Annotated in this window: 13 protein-coding genes; 10 read left to right on the top strand and 3 right to left on the bottom strand. The window is 42.3% G+C overall.

Going from position 1 to position 15,969, the window contains the following annotated elements; genetic code table 11:
- Positions 1-3: 3 nt before the first annotated feature.
- Complete coding sequence (cphA, locus tag RMZ43_RS32725) at positions 4-2,709, bottom strand: cyanophycin synthetase (protein ID WP_322655535.1); 2,706 nt, start codon at positions 2,707-2,709, stop codon at positions 4-6.
- A 412-nt stretch (positions 2,710-3,121) separates the two neighbouring features.
- Entirely contained in the window at positions 3,122-3,985 is an 864-nt protein-coding gene (locus RMZ43_RS32720; RefSeq protein WP_100898664.1) for a cyanophycinase, read from the bottom strand.
- A 584-nt stretch (positions 3,986-4,569) separates the two neighbouring features.
- Here RMZ43_RS32720 and trmD point away from each other — a divergent pair.
- The 7 genes from trmD to argH all read left to right on the top strand — a co-directional run bounded on the left by trmD (position 4,570) and on the right by argH (position 12,331).
- Positions 4,570-5,343 (top strand): tRNA (guanosine(37)-N1)-methyltransferase TrmD, encoded by a 774-nt coding sequence (gene trmD / locus RMZ43_RS32715; RefSeq protein ID WP_322655518.1) that lies wholly within the window; start codon positions 4,570-4,572, stop codon positions 5,341-5,343.
- Between the two features lie 17 nt (positions 5,344-5,360).
- Entirely contained in the window at positions 5,361-5,843 is a 483-nt protein-coding gene (ispF, locus tag RMZ43_RS32710; protein ID WP_322655517.1) for a 2-C-methyl-D-erythritol 2,4-cyclodiphosphate synthase, read from the top strand.
- Positions 5,844-5,848: 5 nt separating this feature from the next.
- On the top strand, positions 5,849-7,648 hold the full coding sequence (locus RMZ43_RS32705) for an ABC transporter substrate-binding protein (RefSeq protein WP_322655516.1): 1,800 nt from the start codon (positions 5,849-5,851) through the stop codon (positions 7,646-7,648).
- Positions 7,649-7,828: 180 nt separating this feature from the next.
- Positions 7,829-9,646 (top strand): ABC transporter substrate-binding protein, encoded by a 1,818-nt coding sequence (locus tag RMZ43_RS32700; protein WP_322655515.1) that lies wholly within the window; start codon positions 7,829-7,831, stop codon positions 9,644-9,646.
- A gap of 72 nt (positions 9,647-9,718) precedes the next feature.
- Positions 9,719-10,507 carry a nickel pincer cofactor biosynthesis protein LarB gene (gene larB, locus RMZ43_RS32695; RefSeq protein ID WP_322650344.1) on the top strand — a complete coding sequence of 263 codons (789 nt, stop codon included), beginning with the start codon at positions 9,719-9,721 and terminating at the stop codon, positions 10,505-10,507.
- 106 nt (positions 10,508-10,613) lie between these two features.
- On the top strand, positions 10,614-10,823 hold the full coding sequence (locus RMZ43_RS32690; protein WP_322655514.1) for a hypothetical protein: 210 nt from the start codon (positions 10,614-10,616) through the stop codon (positions 10,821-10,823).
- Between the two features lie 122 nt (positions 10,824-10,945).
- A complete protein-coding gene (argH, locus tag RMZ43_RS32685) occupies positions 10,946-12,331 on the top strand; it encodes an argininosuccinate lyase (RefSeq protein WP_322655513.1) in 1,386 nt (461 codons plus the stop codon).
- Positions 12,332-12,607: 276 nt separating this feature from the next.
- Here the strand turns inward: argH and RMZ43_RS32680 are convergent, their stop codons facing one another.
- Positions 12,608-12,772 (bottom strand): hypothetical protein, encoded by a 165-nt coding sequence (locus tag RMZ43_RS32680; protein WP_167407613.1) that lies wholly within the window; start codon positions 12,770-12,772, stop codon positions 12,608-12,610.
- Between the two features lie 814 nt (positions 12,773-13,586).
- On the opposite strand from RMZ43_RS32680, the gene RMZ43_RS32675 reads away from it, so the two are divergent.
- The 3 genes from RMZ43_RS32675 to RMZ43_RS32665 all read left to right on the top strand — a co-directional run bounded on the left by RMZ43_RS32675 (position 13,587) and on the right by RMZ43_RS32665 (position 15,794).
- Positions 13,587-14,081, top strand: coding sequence for an NUDIX hydrolase (locus RMZ43_RS32675; RefSeq protein WP_322650341.1), 495 nt, complete (start codon positions 13,587-13,589; stop codon positions 14,079-14,081).
- 191 nt (positions 14,082-14,272) lie between these two features.
- Positions 14,273-15,085 carry an alpha/beta fold hydrolase gene (locus RMZ43_RS32670; RefSeq protein WP_322655512.1) on the top strand — a complete coding sequence of 271 codons (813 nt, stop codon included), beginning with the start codon at positions 14,273-14,275 and terminating at the stop codon, positions 15,083-15,085.
- A gap of 154 nt (positions 15,086-15,239) precedes the next feature.
- On the top strand, positions 15,240-15,794 hold the full coding sequence (locus RMZ43_RS32665) for a PEP-CTERM sorting domain-containing protein (protein ID WP_322650339.1): 555 nt from the start codon (positions 15,240-15,242) through the stop codon (positions 15,792-15,794).
- The last annotated feature ends 175 nt before the right edge of the window (positions 15,795-15,969 follow it).

Here is a 15,969-nt window from a genome sequence, read left to right as displayed (position 1 = left end):
TGACTACAGCAGGGTATTAACAACAGAAGAAGGTGCTATTCCATTTTGAGAATCGATGACAGTTGTGCCAGTATTTTGTTGGTGTGTCTCTTCTTTAACTACACCACGCAGCTTAATTAACTTAATAGCGCGAGTCACGCTTTCTGGTAAAATTACCACCAAACTGTTATCAGGAGCCATGTCTAAGCCTTTATTTATGGCTTGGGTTTCATCCAGAATTGATTCATAGCGGCTATCAGGTTTAACTTGAGTGATGCCTTGAATAATCAATTGGGCGGCTGAACCCCGTAGGCGTCCCCTTGTGTCATCGTCTTCTTTGACAATGATGTAATCAAAAATTTGTGCTGCTAATTTGCCCAAAGTAACAAAGTCTTCGTCGCGGCGATCGCCTGGGCCACCAATTACGCCAATCCGTTGCCCTGGAGTCCAGTTCCGAACAAAGGAACCTACAGCTTCGTAACTGGCTGCGTTGTGGGCATAATCTACTAAAGCGTGGTAGTTGCCTAAATTAAATAAATTCATCCGTCCTGGGGTTTGACTAACTGAAGCCCGGAAGCTCTTCAAACCAGCACGAATCTGCTCAATTGTGACGTTTTGCACGAATGCTGCCAAACTTGCTGCTAAAGCGTTGGCAATCATAAACGGCGCCCGACCACCCATTGTTAAAGGTATATTTTCTGCTCTTTCTATACGGTGTGTCCAATCACCTTTAACAATTGACAAATAGCCATTTTCATATACTGCTGCTACTCCACCCTTTTGGATATGCTTTCGCACCAATTCCGAGTCGGGGTTCATTGTGAAGTAAGCAATATTAGCCTTAGTTTTTTCTGACATGGCGGCGACGCGGCGATCGTCGGCATTAAGTACCGCATAGCCATCGGGGAATATGGCTTCTGCTACTACACTCTTGAGGTTAGCTAACTGCTCAATGGTATCTATATCGCCGATTCCTAAATGGTCTGCGGCTACATTTAATACTACTCCCACATTTGCGGCTTCAAAACCCAATCCAGAGCGGAGAATGCCACCGCGAGCCGTTTCCAGTACCGCTACTTCTACTGTGGGGTCTTGGAGGATAACGTGGGCACTTTGAGGGCCTGTGTTATCGCCTGCTTCTACTAGGTAATCACCGATATATGTTCCATCAGTAGTAGTATAACCAACTACTTTGCCCGTCTGTTTATAAATATGTGCTAATAGTCGGGTTGTAGTAGTTTTGCCGTTAGTACCAGTAATACTAAGGATAGGAATTTGTCCAGATTGCTCGTTGGGGAACAGCATATCCATTACTGCGCCAGCAACGTTGCGGGGAATACCCACGCTTGGAGCAACGTGCATTCGGAAGCCGGGAGCGGCGTTAACTTCGACAATCACGCCATCAACTTCCCGCAGTGGACGGCTAATATCCGTGGTGACGATATCGAGTCCGGCGATATCCAAACCAATAATCTTGACTACCCGTTGTGCTAGCCAACGGTTTTCTGGGTGAATTTCATCGGTACGGTCTACGGCACTACCACCTGTGCTTAAGTTTGCGGTTGCTCTGAGATAACAAATAGTCCCCTTGGGTGGCACACTATTTAGCGTATAGCCTTGCCTTTCTAAGAGTTGGTAGCTGGTGCGGTCTAGTTCAATCTTGGTTAGGACATTATCATGTCCTTCACCGCGATTTGGGTCAAGGTTTGTTTCCTCAATCAGTTCGGCGATGGTTGATCTGCCGTTACCAATCACATGAGCCGGGACGCGTTCGGCTACTGCTACTACTTTGCCATTTACTACTAGTACCCTATGGTCGCGTCCAACATAATACCTTTCAACAATAATTGACCGGGAAACCTGTCTAGCGGCTTCGTATCCTGCTTCAGCTTCTTCCCAAGTTCTAATATCAATGGTGATCCCCCGTCCATGATTGCCATCCAGGGGCTTAATAACGATAGGATAGCCGCCAACGAATTCAATGGCTTGTTCCAAATCGTCTAAGAAGTTGATCACTGTACCTCTGGGTACTGGCGCACCAGCAGCAGCGAGGATGCGTTTAGTAGCTTCTTTATCGCAAGCTAGTTCTACGCCTAGAATGCTGGTGTTGTCGGTCATTGTGGCCTGCATCCGCTTCTGATTCACGCCGTAGCCCAGTTGAATCAAAAAGCGGGCTTCCAGAGACATCCAGGGAATACCTCTTTTTTCTGCTTCTTTGATGATCGCTTCAGTTGAGGGGCCTAAGGAAGCATCACGAATGAAGTCTTTCAGGTCTTGGATATCTTGCTCTAGTTCTGCTTTGGGATAACGGCCTCGATCAACGATACTCTGGCACAGCCGTACTGCGGCTCGTCCAGCGTAGCGTCCCGCTTCCTCAGTCTGATACTCGATCACTACTTGATAAATTCCGGGTGTGGCAGTTTCGCGGGTGCGACCAAAGCCGACATGCATACCTGCTAATTCCTGGAGTTCTAGGGCTACGTGTTCTACGATATGACCAATCATAGTGCCTTCTTTGACTCGCATCAGAAAACCACCACGACAGCCAGGAGAACAATAATGACCCTCCAGACTCGGCAGCGCCTCAACTAGTCCTTCATAAAAGCCAGGGATTTCATTCGAGGGCGTCTCGGCAAGGTTTTCTAAATCGAGGCGCATGACGATCAGCTTGTGGCGTCGAATGCTCCAATAGTTTGGGCCGCGTAAGGTCTGGATCTTGAGGATTCTCATGGGAATAGGTAGATGGAGATTCGGAACCAAAATTCTAGTTTCTTACTGGAATTGACCGCTAAACTGTTCGTTGCAAACAGTTTTTTCTTTTTACATACTATTCTCATCATTTTTCTACAACAAGGAATAAATGTGCGGTCAACCTCTAACAGGATTTTAGATTTATGATTTTGGATTAAAAGAGACAATTAGGGTACTTAGCTCTCTTATTTAGATTTACGATCGCAAAGGCTTAACGAGTCCTTGATGGTTTTTTAGATTTGTTTCGCCTATTCGGCGGCATCTGCCAAAAAGCTCTTTTAATCTAGAATCCTTCTTGAAAAGGTTGCTAGGTCGGTAAACTTTCCTTACAACTTTTTGCAAAATCCAAAATCTGTGACCAACTCAGTGTAACCTCAGATACTTTATCCCGTCAGCTGGAGATCCGGTGTACAGCAGGCAATACAGTACGCTGGTACAAGTGGAAGCGATCGCCGTAGCTGAGGATATGGAGACGTAAATTATGTACTGTTAATGGCTCATTAGCACCAACATGGGGTTCATTGGTGTGGGTGGCTTCAGTGGGATCAACAATGGTGACACTGCCTTTACCCATAACTTGTAACCAACCATCACGTTCAAATACTGCACAAGTATCTTCGTCAATGCCAATACCTAAGCGATCGGGGTGAGCTGCGATCGCACTTATCAGCCGCCCCATGCGATTGCGGTTGTGAAAGTGTTGGTCAACGATGACTTCAGGAATAAACCCTAAACCCGTTGCCATATCAACTAGGGAACGATTTGGCGATTCTCCACTACCACCACCAGCAATCATGTGATGCCCCATCACTGCTGCTCCTGCACTTGTGCCTGCTAGGGTAAGTTGCCCCGCCCTCACCCGTTGCCGAATAATTTCCATTGCTGGCGTATCTGCCAATACACCACAGAGACGCAGCTGGTCGCCTCCTGTCAAAAATACCCCACTACAGGCTTCTAAGGATGCTTTAATCTGGGAGGATTCACACTGTTCCCGTTCGCGGATGTCTAAAATCTCTACCTTCTGAGCACCCATTTCTTCAAAAATGCGAATATACCTACCACCAATGATGGCCGGTTCGCGGGAGGCAGATGGAATAATTGTAATATAAGCCTTACTAGCACCGGCGCGTCCAAAAAAAGTTCGTAGGATTTCGCGTCCATGAACTTTATCTTCTGCACCTCCGATAACCAGAACGGCGGTTTTAGTTGCTTGGGGTGTCCTCATTTCTAGCGATTTAGCTTGTAATTGCGGCATTGTGTTTCTCCTGTCAACAACTTCAGGAGCCATCGCCTTGGACGGGTTCCCCGGCTTGTGGCAAATGGCGTGTGAATTTAACAAGGTTCAGTTGCAGCCATGATTTTTGCGCTTTGCAACTTTTGAGAGGACACTTTTTAGAAGTTTGGAACTGGGTAAGCTACTCTCCAAATTTTCGCTTAACGCTCGCGTTGCCTCAGTTTAAACGTGTTCGTTCCTATTCCTCAAAGCCAGTGCCTTGTTTTTCACCTGTCCATTTGCAGCAGGACAAAATAGTCTTTATGGGGCTAAATTCCCGCTTTGGGGTTGAGGACGAGCAGTTAAAACTACGCTTTTTTCTGAGGCTGGCTTGATGCATCCTGGAAGTTGTTAACTTGATAAGATTATTAATTTAAATGTACTTGTGACAACATTTAAACATAAATTAAGTAATTAGAAAAACTTTTAATCCCATCTAAAATCCAAGAGGTCTGGTAGTTTTAGATACTATTGATAAAGTTTAACTGGAGTTTGACCCGACTTTGGCTTGTTGATGTTTGCTAGACATTCAAATTTAAGATTAGTGTCCTTGAATACGAATAACTGTGCGCTTTGATATAGTTACGCTTTTTCCTGACTGTTTTAACTCTGTTCTCAACTCTGGTTTGCTAGGTAAAGCCTTAGCCAAACAGATTGCCGAAGTGCATCTGGTTAATCCACGGGACTTTACCACTGATAAGCACCGGAAGGTGGATGATGAACCCTACGGCGGCGGCGTTGGGATGCTAATGAAGCCAGAACCTATTTTTAACGCTGTGGAGTCGCTGCCAACTCTACCCCGAAGAGAAATAATTTTGATGAGTCCACAGGGTCAAACAATTAATCAACCTCTTTTAAAAGAATTGGTGACAAATTACGACCAGTTAGTAGTTATTTGTGGGCATTACGAAGGAGTGGATGAGAGGGTGCTACATTTGGTAACTCGTGAAGTATCTTTAGGAGATTTTATTCTGACTGGTGGGGAAATTCCAGCAATGGCTTTGATTAATGGCGTAGTGCGGCTGATCCCAGGAACCGTAGCTAAAACGGAGTCCCTCACAGCAGAAAGTTTTGAAGAGGGGTTATTAGACTATCCCCAATATACTCGTCCTGCTAATTTTCGCGGTTTGAAAGTGCCTGATGTCTTGCTCAGTGGGAATCACGCTGCGATCGCTCGCTGGCGTTACGAGCAACAAATTCAAAGAACCCGCGATCGCCGCCCTGATCTTTTGGAGAAATTGAAGCAGGGGGCAGGGGGGCAGGGGGAGCAGGAGAGAATAATAATTCCTAACTCCCAACTCCCAACTCCTAACTCCCAATTCCTAACTAATGACAAATGACCAATGACAAATGACAAATGACTAAAATTCGTATTGGTAACGGCTACGATATTCATCAATTGGTGAGCGATCGCGCTTTGATTTTAGGTGGAATTCAAATTCCCCATGAACTGGGTTTATTAGGTCATAGTGACGCTGATGTGCTAACCCATGCAATTATGGATGCCATGCTTGGGGCATTATCTTTGGGGGATATTGGTCATTATTTTCCACCTAGCGATCCCAAATGGGCGGGAGCAGATAGTTTAGTACTATTAAATCAAGTACATCAACTAATTCGGGATCAAGGTTGGCAGGTAGGAAATATTGACTCGGTGGTAGTAGCAGAACGCCCAAAATTAAAACCACATATTCACAATATGCGCGACAAACTAGCGGCTATTTTAAAATTAGAACCGAATCAAATTGGCATCAAAGCTACCACCAACGAAAAATTAGGCCCTGTTGGACGTGAAGAAGGTATTTGTGCTTATGCTGTTGTCTTGCTTTTGAAAGAATAAAAGTTATGAAATTTTCTACAATTTTTCACATAATTAAACGTTTTTTCTTACCAATAATTCTAGTTTTGGCAACAGCAATTACAATTACCGCCTGCAATCCATCTAACTTTAAAACCGCAGCTGCACAAGTTCCCCAATTGATTCTTTCTACTACGAGCGACCCGAAAACCTTTAACTTAGCCCTCATCCAAGAATCTCCCAATATTTCTGGTTTCACTTATGAGGCATTAGCCACTCAAAACGGAATAACTAAGGAAATTGAGCCAGCTTTGGCTGAATCTTGGGAACTTTCCCCAGACAAACTACGGTTTGTCTTTACCTTGCGAGAAGGATTGAAGTGGTCGGATGGTCAACCATTAACAGCCGATGATGTCGTTTTTTCTTTCAATGACATCTACATGAACAAGCGCATTCCCACTTATACCCAAGATGCTCTCCGCATTGGTATCAGTAAGGCTTTTCTCAAAGTCCGCAAAATAGATGAACGCCGGGTAGAATTTATTCTGCCAGAACCGTTTTCTCCTTTCTTGCGATCAATTGCAGCAGGGGTAGGAATATTACCAGAACACGCCCTGCGTGCAGCAGTAGAAGCCAAAAATTCTGACGGGAAGCCTGTGTTTATGTCCACTTGGGGAACCGACACAGACCCGAAAAAAATTATTGTTAATGGCCCTTATGCAATCGAGAGTTATTCAACCAATCAACGCGTAACATTTCGGCGCAACCCTTACTACTGGCGTCAAAAAGATGCACAAGGAAAACAACTGCCATATATTGAGCGTATAATTTGGCAAATTGTGGAATCGCCTGATACAGCTTTGCTGCAATTTCGTTCTGGAGGGTTAGATTTACTAGAAATTGGCCCTGGAAATTTTCAATTGCTCAAGCGTCAGGAAAAGCAAGGTAATTTCACTATTAAAAATGCTGGGCCTGACTCTGGGACAAGTTTTATAACTTTCAATCTCAACAAAGGTAGCCGCAATGGGAAGCCTGTTGTAGATCCTATTAAGTCCCGCATTTTTAACAACGTTGCTTTTAGACAGGCTGTCGCCTACGCTATCGATCGCCAAACGATGATCAACAACACTTTGCGAGGATTGGGTGAACCACAAGACTCTCCGATTTCTGTTCCCAGTCCCTATTATTTCTCTCCAAAAGAAGGTTTAAAAACATATAACTATAATCCAGAAAAAGCTAAACAACTTTTACTAGGAGCAGGATTTAAATACGATGATAAAGGTCAATTGTTGGACGTGGATGGTAATCGAGTCCGTTTCACAATGATGGCTGTTGCTGGTAATAGACCGACAATCACACCAAAAATTCAACAGGATCTTGGCAAGATAGGTATTAAAGTTGATTTACAATTTCTTGACTTCAGTATTATTGGAGAAAAAATCTCTAACACCCTAGATTGGGAATGTTGGTATGGAGCTATTACTGGTGGTATTGAACCACAAGATGGTTTCAATGTCTGGTCTGTAGAAGGTAACTTTCATGTATTTAATCAGAAAGCTCAAGCCGGACAATCCCCAACGGTAGGTTGGAAAGCTACCGATTGGGAGCAGAAAATTGAAGACCTCTACATTCAAGGTGCAAGAGAGTTCGATGAAACAAAACGCAAAGCTATTTATGCAGAAACACAACAACTTTCACAAGAGTATCTGCCTTTTATTCACTTATTCAATTCCCTAGCTTTAGTAGCCGTGCGTAATACTATTGAGAACGTAAAATACTCAGCGATAGGAAGTTACAATTGGAATCTTTATGAACTCAAAGTAGTAGAAGATAAAAAAGCTAGTTAATATTTTATGGGCATGGGTAAGAGGCAGAGGGGCAGGGAGCAGGGAGCAGAGGGGAAAGATAAGAGGTAATTTTTCTCCCCCTTGTTCCCTTCCCTGTGCTTTCCTCATTCCTCACTTCCCTTTATGCAATCAAGGCAGAACATGAGGTGTATTATGCAAACAGTTTAGTCTTTCAGTTCTATGATTTTTGCCCTCTTGCCTAACCGCCACCGTGGGTTTGTGGTTTTAGCAATATTCAGTCTATTCTTAATTTGTCAGATAGCTCTTATCAGTTGCAACCCAACTAATTTTAAGAGTAAAGCGGCGCAAGTATCGCAATGGGTTACAAGCACTATTGGCGACCCGAAAACTTTTAACTACGCCTTCAATCAGGAATATCCTCATGTTTTTCTGTTCACCACTGAAGGACTAACTACCCTCAATGGGATGACAGGCAAAATTGAGCCAGCTTTAGCGGAATCGTGGGATATTTCTGAGGATAAAAAGCGAATCGCTTTTACTTTACGAGAAAACTTAAAATGGTCAGATGGCGAACCGCTTACCGTAGATGATGTTATTTTTACCTATGAAGATGTGATTTTCAATCCACAGATTCCTACCGATTGGAAAGATGGTCTTAAAATTGGTTCTAGTAGTAGTTTTCCTAAAATCAGAAGAATAGGCGATCGCCAAATTGAATTTATTCTACCTGAGCCTTTTGCTCCTTTCCTTTATACCACAACCGGAGCATCAACAAATTCAGTTGGTATTTTACCAAAACATGCTTTATTTGAATCATTCAAATCTAAAGATGCTAAAGGTAATCCCAAATTTCTATCTACTTGGGGAACAGATACAGAACCCAGTAAAATTATTGTCAACGGTGCTTATAAAATAGAAAGTTATACTCCTAGTCAGCGTGTAGTATTTCGGCGCAATCCTTATTACTGGCGCAAAGATAGCCAAGAAAATCAGTTACCTTATGTTGAACGTATTGTTTGGCAAATTATTGAATCTACAGATACAATAATTCTTCAATTTCGCTCTGGAGGATTAGATACAGTTACTGTTTCTCCTGAAAACTTTTCACTACTTAAGCGCGAAGAAAAACGAGGAAAGTTTACTATCTACAATGGAGGCCCAGAATTCACCAATACTTATATTTCATTTAATCTCAACAAAGGTCGGCGGCAAAACGGACAGCCTGTAGTTGACTCAATTAAATCTCGTTGGTTTAATACCCTTGCTTTTAGACAAGCAGTTGCCTATGCAATCGACCGTCAAACAATGCTAAATAACGTTTTTCGGGGAATTGGTGTGTTACAAAATTCGCCGATAGAAATTCAAAGCCCTTACTATTTTTCTCCAGAAAAAGGTCTTCAAGTTTATGAATATAATCAAGAAAAAGCTAAAAATCTATTATTAAATGCAGGTTTTAAATATAATGACAAGAAACAATTACTAGATGCTGATGGAAATCGGGTGCGCTTCAGTTTATTAACCAATGCCGAAAATAAAACCCGTGTGTTAATGGGAGCGCAAATTAAGCAAGATTTGAGTAAAATTGGCATTCAAGTTGATTTTAATCCAATTGCTTTCAACACCCTTACAGACAAGCTTTCTAATTCCCTCGATTGGGAATGTTATATTTTAGGTTTTGTTGGAGGGATTGAACCAAATGATGGGGCTAATGTTTGGTTGCCAGAAGGTGGACTACACACCTTCAATCAGAAGCTGCAAGCAGGACAAGAACCACTTATTGGTTGGCAAGTTGCAGATTGGGAGGCGGAAATTGGTCGTCTTTATATTCAAGCAGCACGAGAGTTAGACGAAGTAAAGCGCAAAGAGATTTACGCAAAAACGCAACGTATCTCTCAGGAATATTTGCCTTACATTTATTTAGTGAATCCTTTATCTTTGATAGCAGTGCGCGATCGCATCCAAAACGTTAAATTCTCTGCACTTGGTTCTCAAAAAGGAACGTTATGGAACAAATATGAACTGAAAGTCACACAATAGAGTTTAAAGTATTAAAGTCTCCGCCCTTAGTGGCACGTTTGGGAACATTTATAAAATTTAAACAACAGACCAGTGTCTCAAAATGAAACTTTGCGATCGCTCCTCGAAGCGGTTGCCAATGGTAAAGTTACGCCAGATACGGCATTCGACTCACTCAAAGATTTAACTTATGAATCTGTAGGCGAGTTTGCCAAAATCGACCATCATCGCCAGCTAAGAACTGGTTTCCCAGAGGTGATTTGGGGGCCCGGTAAAACACCCGATCAAATTGCTCAAATTATCGAGGTGATGCGTCTCCGCAACCCGGTGGTGATGGCAACCCGCATTGAACCAGCAGTTTATGCAGCACTGGAATCAAAAGTTAGCGGTTTGCGATATTACCAATCGGCGCGAATTTGTGCGATCGCTCCTCCTACCATCGAACCACAATTTGCAGGTGAAATTGGCATTCTTTCTGCTGGTACTGCCGATTTACCTGTTGCTGAAGAAGCTGCTGTCACTGCTGAACTTTCTGGTTTCCGGGTACAGCGCCTCTGGGATGTTGGCGTTGCCGGGATTCACCGTTTATTAAGTAACCGCCACCTGATTGAGTCGGCATCGGTATTGATTGTCGTAGCGGGGATGGAAGGCGCTTTACCCAGCGTTGTTGCGGGTTTAGCGAGTTGTCCTGTGATTGCCGTACCCACCAGCATCGGTTATGGTGCGAGTTTTGGTGGATTAGCACCTTTATTGACAATGCTTAACTCTTGTGCTGCGGGAGTAGGCGTAGTAAATATCGATAATGGTTTTGGTGCAGCAGTTTTAGCGGGGCAAATTTTGCGGACTGCCGAGAAATTGCGGTTGGCATCTTCTACATCTTGAGTTAAGACATTGAGGTTATATGCAATATTTCAGTAAATCTCAGGAATTTATCGAAAAAATAAACTGATGCTGAAATTTGCCACCTACAACCTCTTAATCACCAAATATGAGCTATTACAGCGATTTGATATCTCGATTATATTGGCATTTGCCTGTAAATTTGACAGCACTACTAGCACAAACAATTACCGATCCAGACTTGATGGGTCAGATTGAAAAATCTTGGCGTCACTTTATACAAACAGGTCAAGTGTGGGCATTGTTGATTGGTTTAGTCATTGGCTATATGATTCGGAATCTAACTAGCTATGGTTGAATTTAGGGGGGAATAGGGAGTAGGGAGTAGAGAATAGGAAATCGGGAAAATTGTCTTCCTCTCTTCCTAAATCATCACTCCCCATTCCCCACTCCCCACTCCCCACTCCCCTCATAATATTTATGACCAAAGAAGAAACTTGGAGCCAGAGGTTTGAATCAGCATTGCATCCAGCGATCGCTCGTTTTAATGCCAGTATAGGTTTTGATATTGAATTAATTGAATATGACCTGACTGGTTCTCAAGCCCATGTCAAAATGCTCGCTCACACGGGCATTATCTCCCCAGAAGAAGGAGAAAAACTGGTTGCAGGTTTAGAACAAATTCGCCAAGAGTACCGCCACGGTAAATTTCAGCCTGGTGTCGATGCTGAAGATGTACATTTTGCAGTTGAACGCCGACTGACAGAAATTGTTGGCGATGTAGGTAAAAAGGTGCATACGGCGCGATCGCGTAATGACCAAGTTGGTACTGATACTAGACTCTACCTCCGCGACCAAATCCAACAAATCAAAGAGGAATTGCGAGAGTTTCAAGGGGTTTTACTGGATATAGCTGAAAAGCACGTTGAAACTCTGATTCCTGGCTATACGCACCTACAACGCGCCCAACCCTTGAGTTTAGCTCATCACCTCTTGGCATACTTTCAAATGGCCCAACGCGACTGGGAACGCTTAGGAGACGTTTCTCACCGCGTGAATATCTCACCTTTGGGGTGCGGTGCTTTAGCCGGAACTACTTTCCCTATTGACCGCCACTACACAGCCAAACTATTGAATTTTGACGATGTTTATGCTAATAGCCTCGATGGAGTGAGCGATCGCGATTTTGCGATCGAATTCTTGTGTGCCGCTAGCTTGATTATGGTTCACCTCAGCCGCCTTGCAGAAGAAGTCATTCTTTGGTCATCAGAAGAATTCCGCTTTGTCACCCTCAAAGATAGCTGTGCCACAGGTTCTAGTATCATGCCCCAAAAGAAAAACCCCGATGTACCAGAACTCGTGCGAGGGAAAACAGGGCGTGTATTCGGTCATCTCCAGGCGATGTTGGTGATTATGAAGGGGCTACCCTTGGCGTATAACAAAGACCTGCAAGAAGATAAAGAAGGTTTATTTGATAGCGTCAATACAATCAAAGCTTCTCTCGAAGCGATGACGATTTTGCTCAGGGAAGGTTTAGAATTTCGTACCCAACGATTAGCAGAAGCTGTAGCGGAAGATTTTTCTAACGCTACCGATGTAGCAGATTATCTAGCAGCGCGGGGTGTTCCTTTTCGGGAAGCTTACAATCTCGTCGGTAAGGTCGTAAAAACTAGTATTGCCGCAGGTAAACTCCTAAAAGATTTGAAATTGGAAGAGTGGCAAGAACTACATCCAGCATTTGCAGCAGATATTTATGAGGCAATATCCCCCCGTCAAGTTGTGGCAGCCCGCAACAGTTACGGTGGCACTGGCTTTGTACAGGTTCGCAAAGCACTCATCGCTGCCCGCGCTCAACTGGCTCAATAGAGGAACTGAGGATTTTAGATTTTAGATTTTAGATTTTAGATTTTGAATTTTATACCAATTTGAAAAAAGAATGCGACAAATAGACCATTTGTAGAGACGCGATTCATCGCGTCTTTAGCCAAAAATGTGTTGCAATCATTAATTGAATTGGTATTAGATTGAAGTTTAATCCAAAATCCAAAATTCAATTGTCCAATACCCAACAATAAATAAGGGCGTACAAATGTGCGCCCTAAAAGATAAATAATCTAAATAACAAGGATTTCAGCAGACAGCTTATTCAGTATCAGCTGCTGCTGCTCCTTCTTCTTCTTCACTCTTTGGTGGTCTTTGTTGGAACCTTCTCTGCATTCTTCCTGTAGTAGTCCGTTTACGAAACTTTCTGGCATACGCCTGGTTCCGTAGCGCCTTTTCTTTTTTCGGGTTACGGCGCTTGGCCATGTTCACCTCATTAATAAACAACAAAAAAGTAGCAACTAGGCATCACGTAGGCAATCTCAGTTACCAATGTTATTGATATACTTTTAGCCTAGTGCAGCAATAAATACGCTTTAAACAGTGTACTAGTCTATCGCATTCAACCTAGCTCTGTCAATAATAATTTAAATTTATCCCCACCAGCTAGACGAAAAGCCTGGAATACAATTATGCGTAACTTTTGAGAGCCAGTTGTTTCTCCCTATAGCCCTTCTCCGAAAGCAGACGCTGTTCGCGTTCGGGCATCCTACGGCAGGCGCTAGACTCTCCCTTTAGGAGAAGGAGAGACGCTGCTTGCGCGTAGCTTGCTTAAGAGAAGGGGTACAACGTTTTTAACCCGTGTAAGCCATCGGCTCATTTTAACTTCCACCTTGCGGTACTAGTTGTTCTTAATAACAAACAAACTAATCAATATTATTAAGAATTAGGTAAAGGTCTCAAACCCCGCTTAAATGTCTCTTCTAGTTTTGAATTCAAACTTATCATTCAGATTATTTTTTTATGTGTGCTGAAAAATATTAATAATAGCTGGTTTTGGCAAGGCTAATGTTAGTTTTAAACTGAGAATTTTTTTGAGTAAACAAACCTTATGTATATATGAATACAGTGCTTCTGTTGAAACTTGATGTTAGAATCAATAATATTCTACGTAAATCGTAAGAATAAAATCTCGAACCGCAAACATTCATGTATAAAGCAAAACTCAATAAAAAATTTAATTAGTTGAGTTTATGTAAGTGGTTGAGAGCTATAGAATACAACACAAAAATTTTGAAGATTGAACCTTATTGCTTTTTTTCCGGCAGCTGTCCAGTCCACACGTAGCTTATGGCGTATTGGACAAACAGTATTGGGTATTATATTTCGTCATCCCATTACTGGCACTAGTATCATCCCAATTTTACCCGATGGTAGAATTGTACTGATCCGGCGGCGTGATGATGGTCTTTGGTCATTGCCTGGAGGGATGGTGGATTGGGGAGAAGATATTCCTAATACAGTCCGCCGGGAATTGATTGAAGAAACCGGGCTAGAATTAGTGAAAATTAATCGTTTAGTAGGAGTTTACTCTGCACCAGACCGCGATCCCAGAATCCATTCAATTTGTGTTGTGGTTGAAGCCGAGGTACATGGGACAATGAAAATTCAGGATACTTTGGAAGTTTTGGAAATCCAAGCTTTCTCTCCCAATTTGCTACCTTCAGGACAAATGTCTCACGACCATACTCGGCAGTTGCAAGACTACTTGAATGGCTTGACAACATTGGCATAGCAATATTTAGTCGTTTGTCATTTGTCATTTGTCGCCTAAGTATATGATCTAAGGAAGCTTCTCTAAGAGATAAATTCGCGTTCGGCTCACATTTATCTGTTTGTAATTTGTTCAAAACTAATTACTAATGATTAATGACCAATGACCAATGACTATTTATTATGGTGCTAAAAGTTAACTACTAAATTAAAATGAATACACTATTCCGTAACTCCCGGATAAAGCTCTCTCAAGGGCTGATATTCTGGCGTGAAGTCGGTGAAAAAACTCCTATAATTTTTTTACATGGTGCTTGGAATGAGAGCAGTCAATGGTTATCTGTAATGGAGTCCCTTGCACAAGATTTTCATTGCTTTGCACTTGATTTGTTAGGGTTTGGTGAATCAGAAAATCCGAATATTCATCATTCGATAGATTTACAAGTAGAGTGTTTGGCTGAGTTTTTGCAAGCTGTCAAGCTAGAAAAAGTATATTTAGTAGGGCATTCTCTTGGGGGTTGGATTGCTGCTAGTTATGCTTTAAAGTATCCAGAAAAAGTTAATGGCGTGGTACTGCTTGCACCAGAGGGTGTAGAGATAGCAGGACAAGAAGAGTATTGCCAGAAGATGCGGCGATTGTTGAATTATCCACCGCTAGTAGTTAAATTGTTGCGATCGCTAACTCCTTTCACTAAAATTCTGAGTTGGTCTGAAAAAATTGCCCAGGATTTGCAATTACATCAGGAATTGTTGAGTTACCCCATAGCTTGCCAGTTACTCTTCAAAAGGCAACAAGCGGAAATTGAAGCGGAATTAGTGCAAAAGCGGCTTTACATGATAGATGTCCCGGTTTTTATTTTACAAGGTGGTCAAGACACACCAGATGCTTTAGCCAAGAGTCGGGTTTATGCTCAACTGATGCCGAAAGTTGAGTTGAAAATGATTTCCCATGCCGGAAACGACTTACCAGAATCTTGTGCTGGGGTTGTGGCGGTTGAGATTCGGGAGTTTATTAAAGGAAATTGAGCATTTGGACTTATCGTCTTGCTGGAAGCAATCGTAAAGTATGCAACTTTATAAAGAGTTGGTATTAAAATTATTTTTTAACAAAGAAATGCAATAATCTATACTAAGCCCAGAGCGGCTTCATACAGATTATTAATTTGGAAAAATTTTTCTGATGAAATTAACTCAAAAGCTTTGTATCGCTACTACTTTTGGGGTAGTGATGAGCCTGGGTTTACTAAAAGCTGTCCCAGTCCACGCAGTTACACTCAACTTTGATTGGACTGGTAATGCAGGGTATTCAGCTAAAGGCTCGTTTTCCTATGATGAAACTCAAAGTTACACAACCATAGACAATTCAAAACTTCAATACCTGGAAGTTTCTTTTTTTGGCCCAAGTAAAAAATTGTTGAATAGTTTTGCTCCCATTAGTAATAAGAGTATTGTTTATGATTTTTTAGATTTTAACTACGATACATCCACAAAATCTTTGTTTGGGTACTTTGATGTAGGTCAGGATAATGCCCAAAGTACAGATTATTATCTGTTCGGAACTGTTGGTTTAGGACTTAGCCTGAGAAATCCTACTGAGGGAACAATAGATCAAAACAATGGATTAATTAATATTACCTCTACTACCCCAGTCCCTGAACCGTTAACAACGGGTGGCACAGTTCTGACTGCTAGTATCGGTTGGTTGATGAAGCGTAGACAAGTTACTGCTCAGTAAGCCAAAGCTTAACCATCTTGGACTACTTTGATAAAACTTTAATTTTTCGTTGGCTAAAATATTAAAATTTCCTTAATTCCAAGATTGATGAAAGCTGGCCACGGACATCCAAAGCGTCTATGACCAGCTTTAATAATTTTGGTAAAAGAAAATTCAAGAGCAATTTTTAAAACTC

The organism is Nostoc sp. CmiVER01 (genome assembly GCF_034531135.2).
GTDB lineage: Bacteria > Cyanobacteriota > Cyanobacteriia > Cyanobacteriales > Nostocaceae > Nostoc.
The sequence above is the reverse complement of the archived record's forward strand: the minus strand, read 5'-3'. Positions and strand labels throughout refer to the sequence as shown.

Coding starts and splice junctions, on each gene's coding strand:
- cphA (WP_322655535.1), bottom strand. CDS start 2,709: ATGAGAATCCTCAAGATCCAGACCTTACGCGGCCCAAACTATTGGAGC.
- RMZ43_RS32720 (WP_100898664.1), bottom strand. CDS start 3,985: ATGCCGCAATTACAAGCTAAATCGCTAGAAATGAGGACACCCCAAGCA.
- ispF (WP_322655517.1), top strand. CDS start 5,361: ATGACTAAAATTCGTATTGGTAACGGCTACGATATTCATCAATTGGTG.
- RMZ43_RS32705 (WP_322655516.1), top strand. CDS start 5,849: ATGAAATTTTCTACAATTTTTCACATAATTAAACGTTTTTTCTTACCA.
- RMZ43_RS32700 (WP_322655515.1), top strand. CDS start 7,829: ATGATTTTTGCCCTCTTGCCTAACCGCCACCGTGGGTTTGTGGTTTTA.
- RMZ43_RS32690 (WP_322655514.1), top strand. CDS start 10,614: ATGAGCTATTACAGCGATTTGATATCTCGATTATATTGGCATTTGCCT.
- argH (WP_322655513.1), top strand. CDS start 10,946: ATGACCAAAGAAGAAACTTGGAGCCAGAGGTTTGAATCAGCATTGCAT.
- RMZ43_RS32680 (WP_167407613.1), bottom strand. CDS start 12,772: ATGGCCAAGCGCCGTAACCCGAAAAAAGAAAAGGCGCTACGGAACCAG.
- RMZ43_RS32670 (WP_322655512.1), top strand. CDS start 14,273: ATGAATACACTATTCCGTAACTCCCGGATAAAGCTCTCTCAAGGGCTG.
- RMZ43_RS32665 (WP_322650339.1), top strand. CDS start 15,240: ATGAAATTAACTCAAAAGCTTTGTATCGCTACTACTTTTGGGGTAGTG.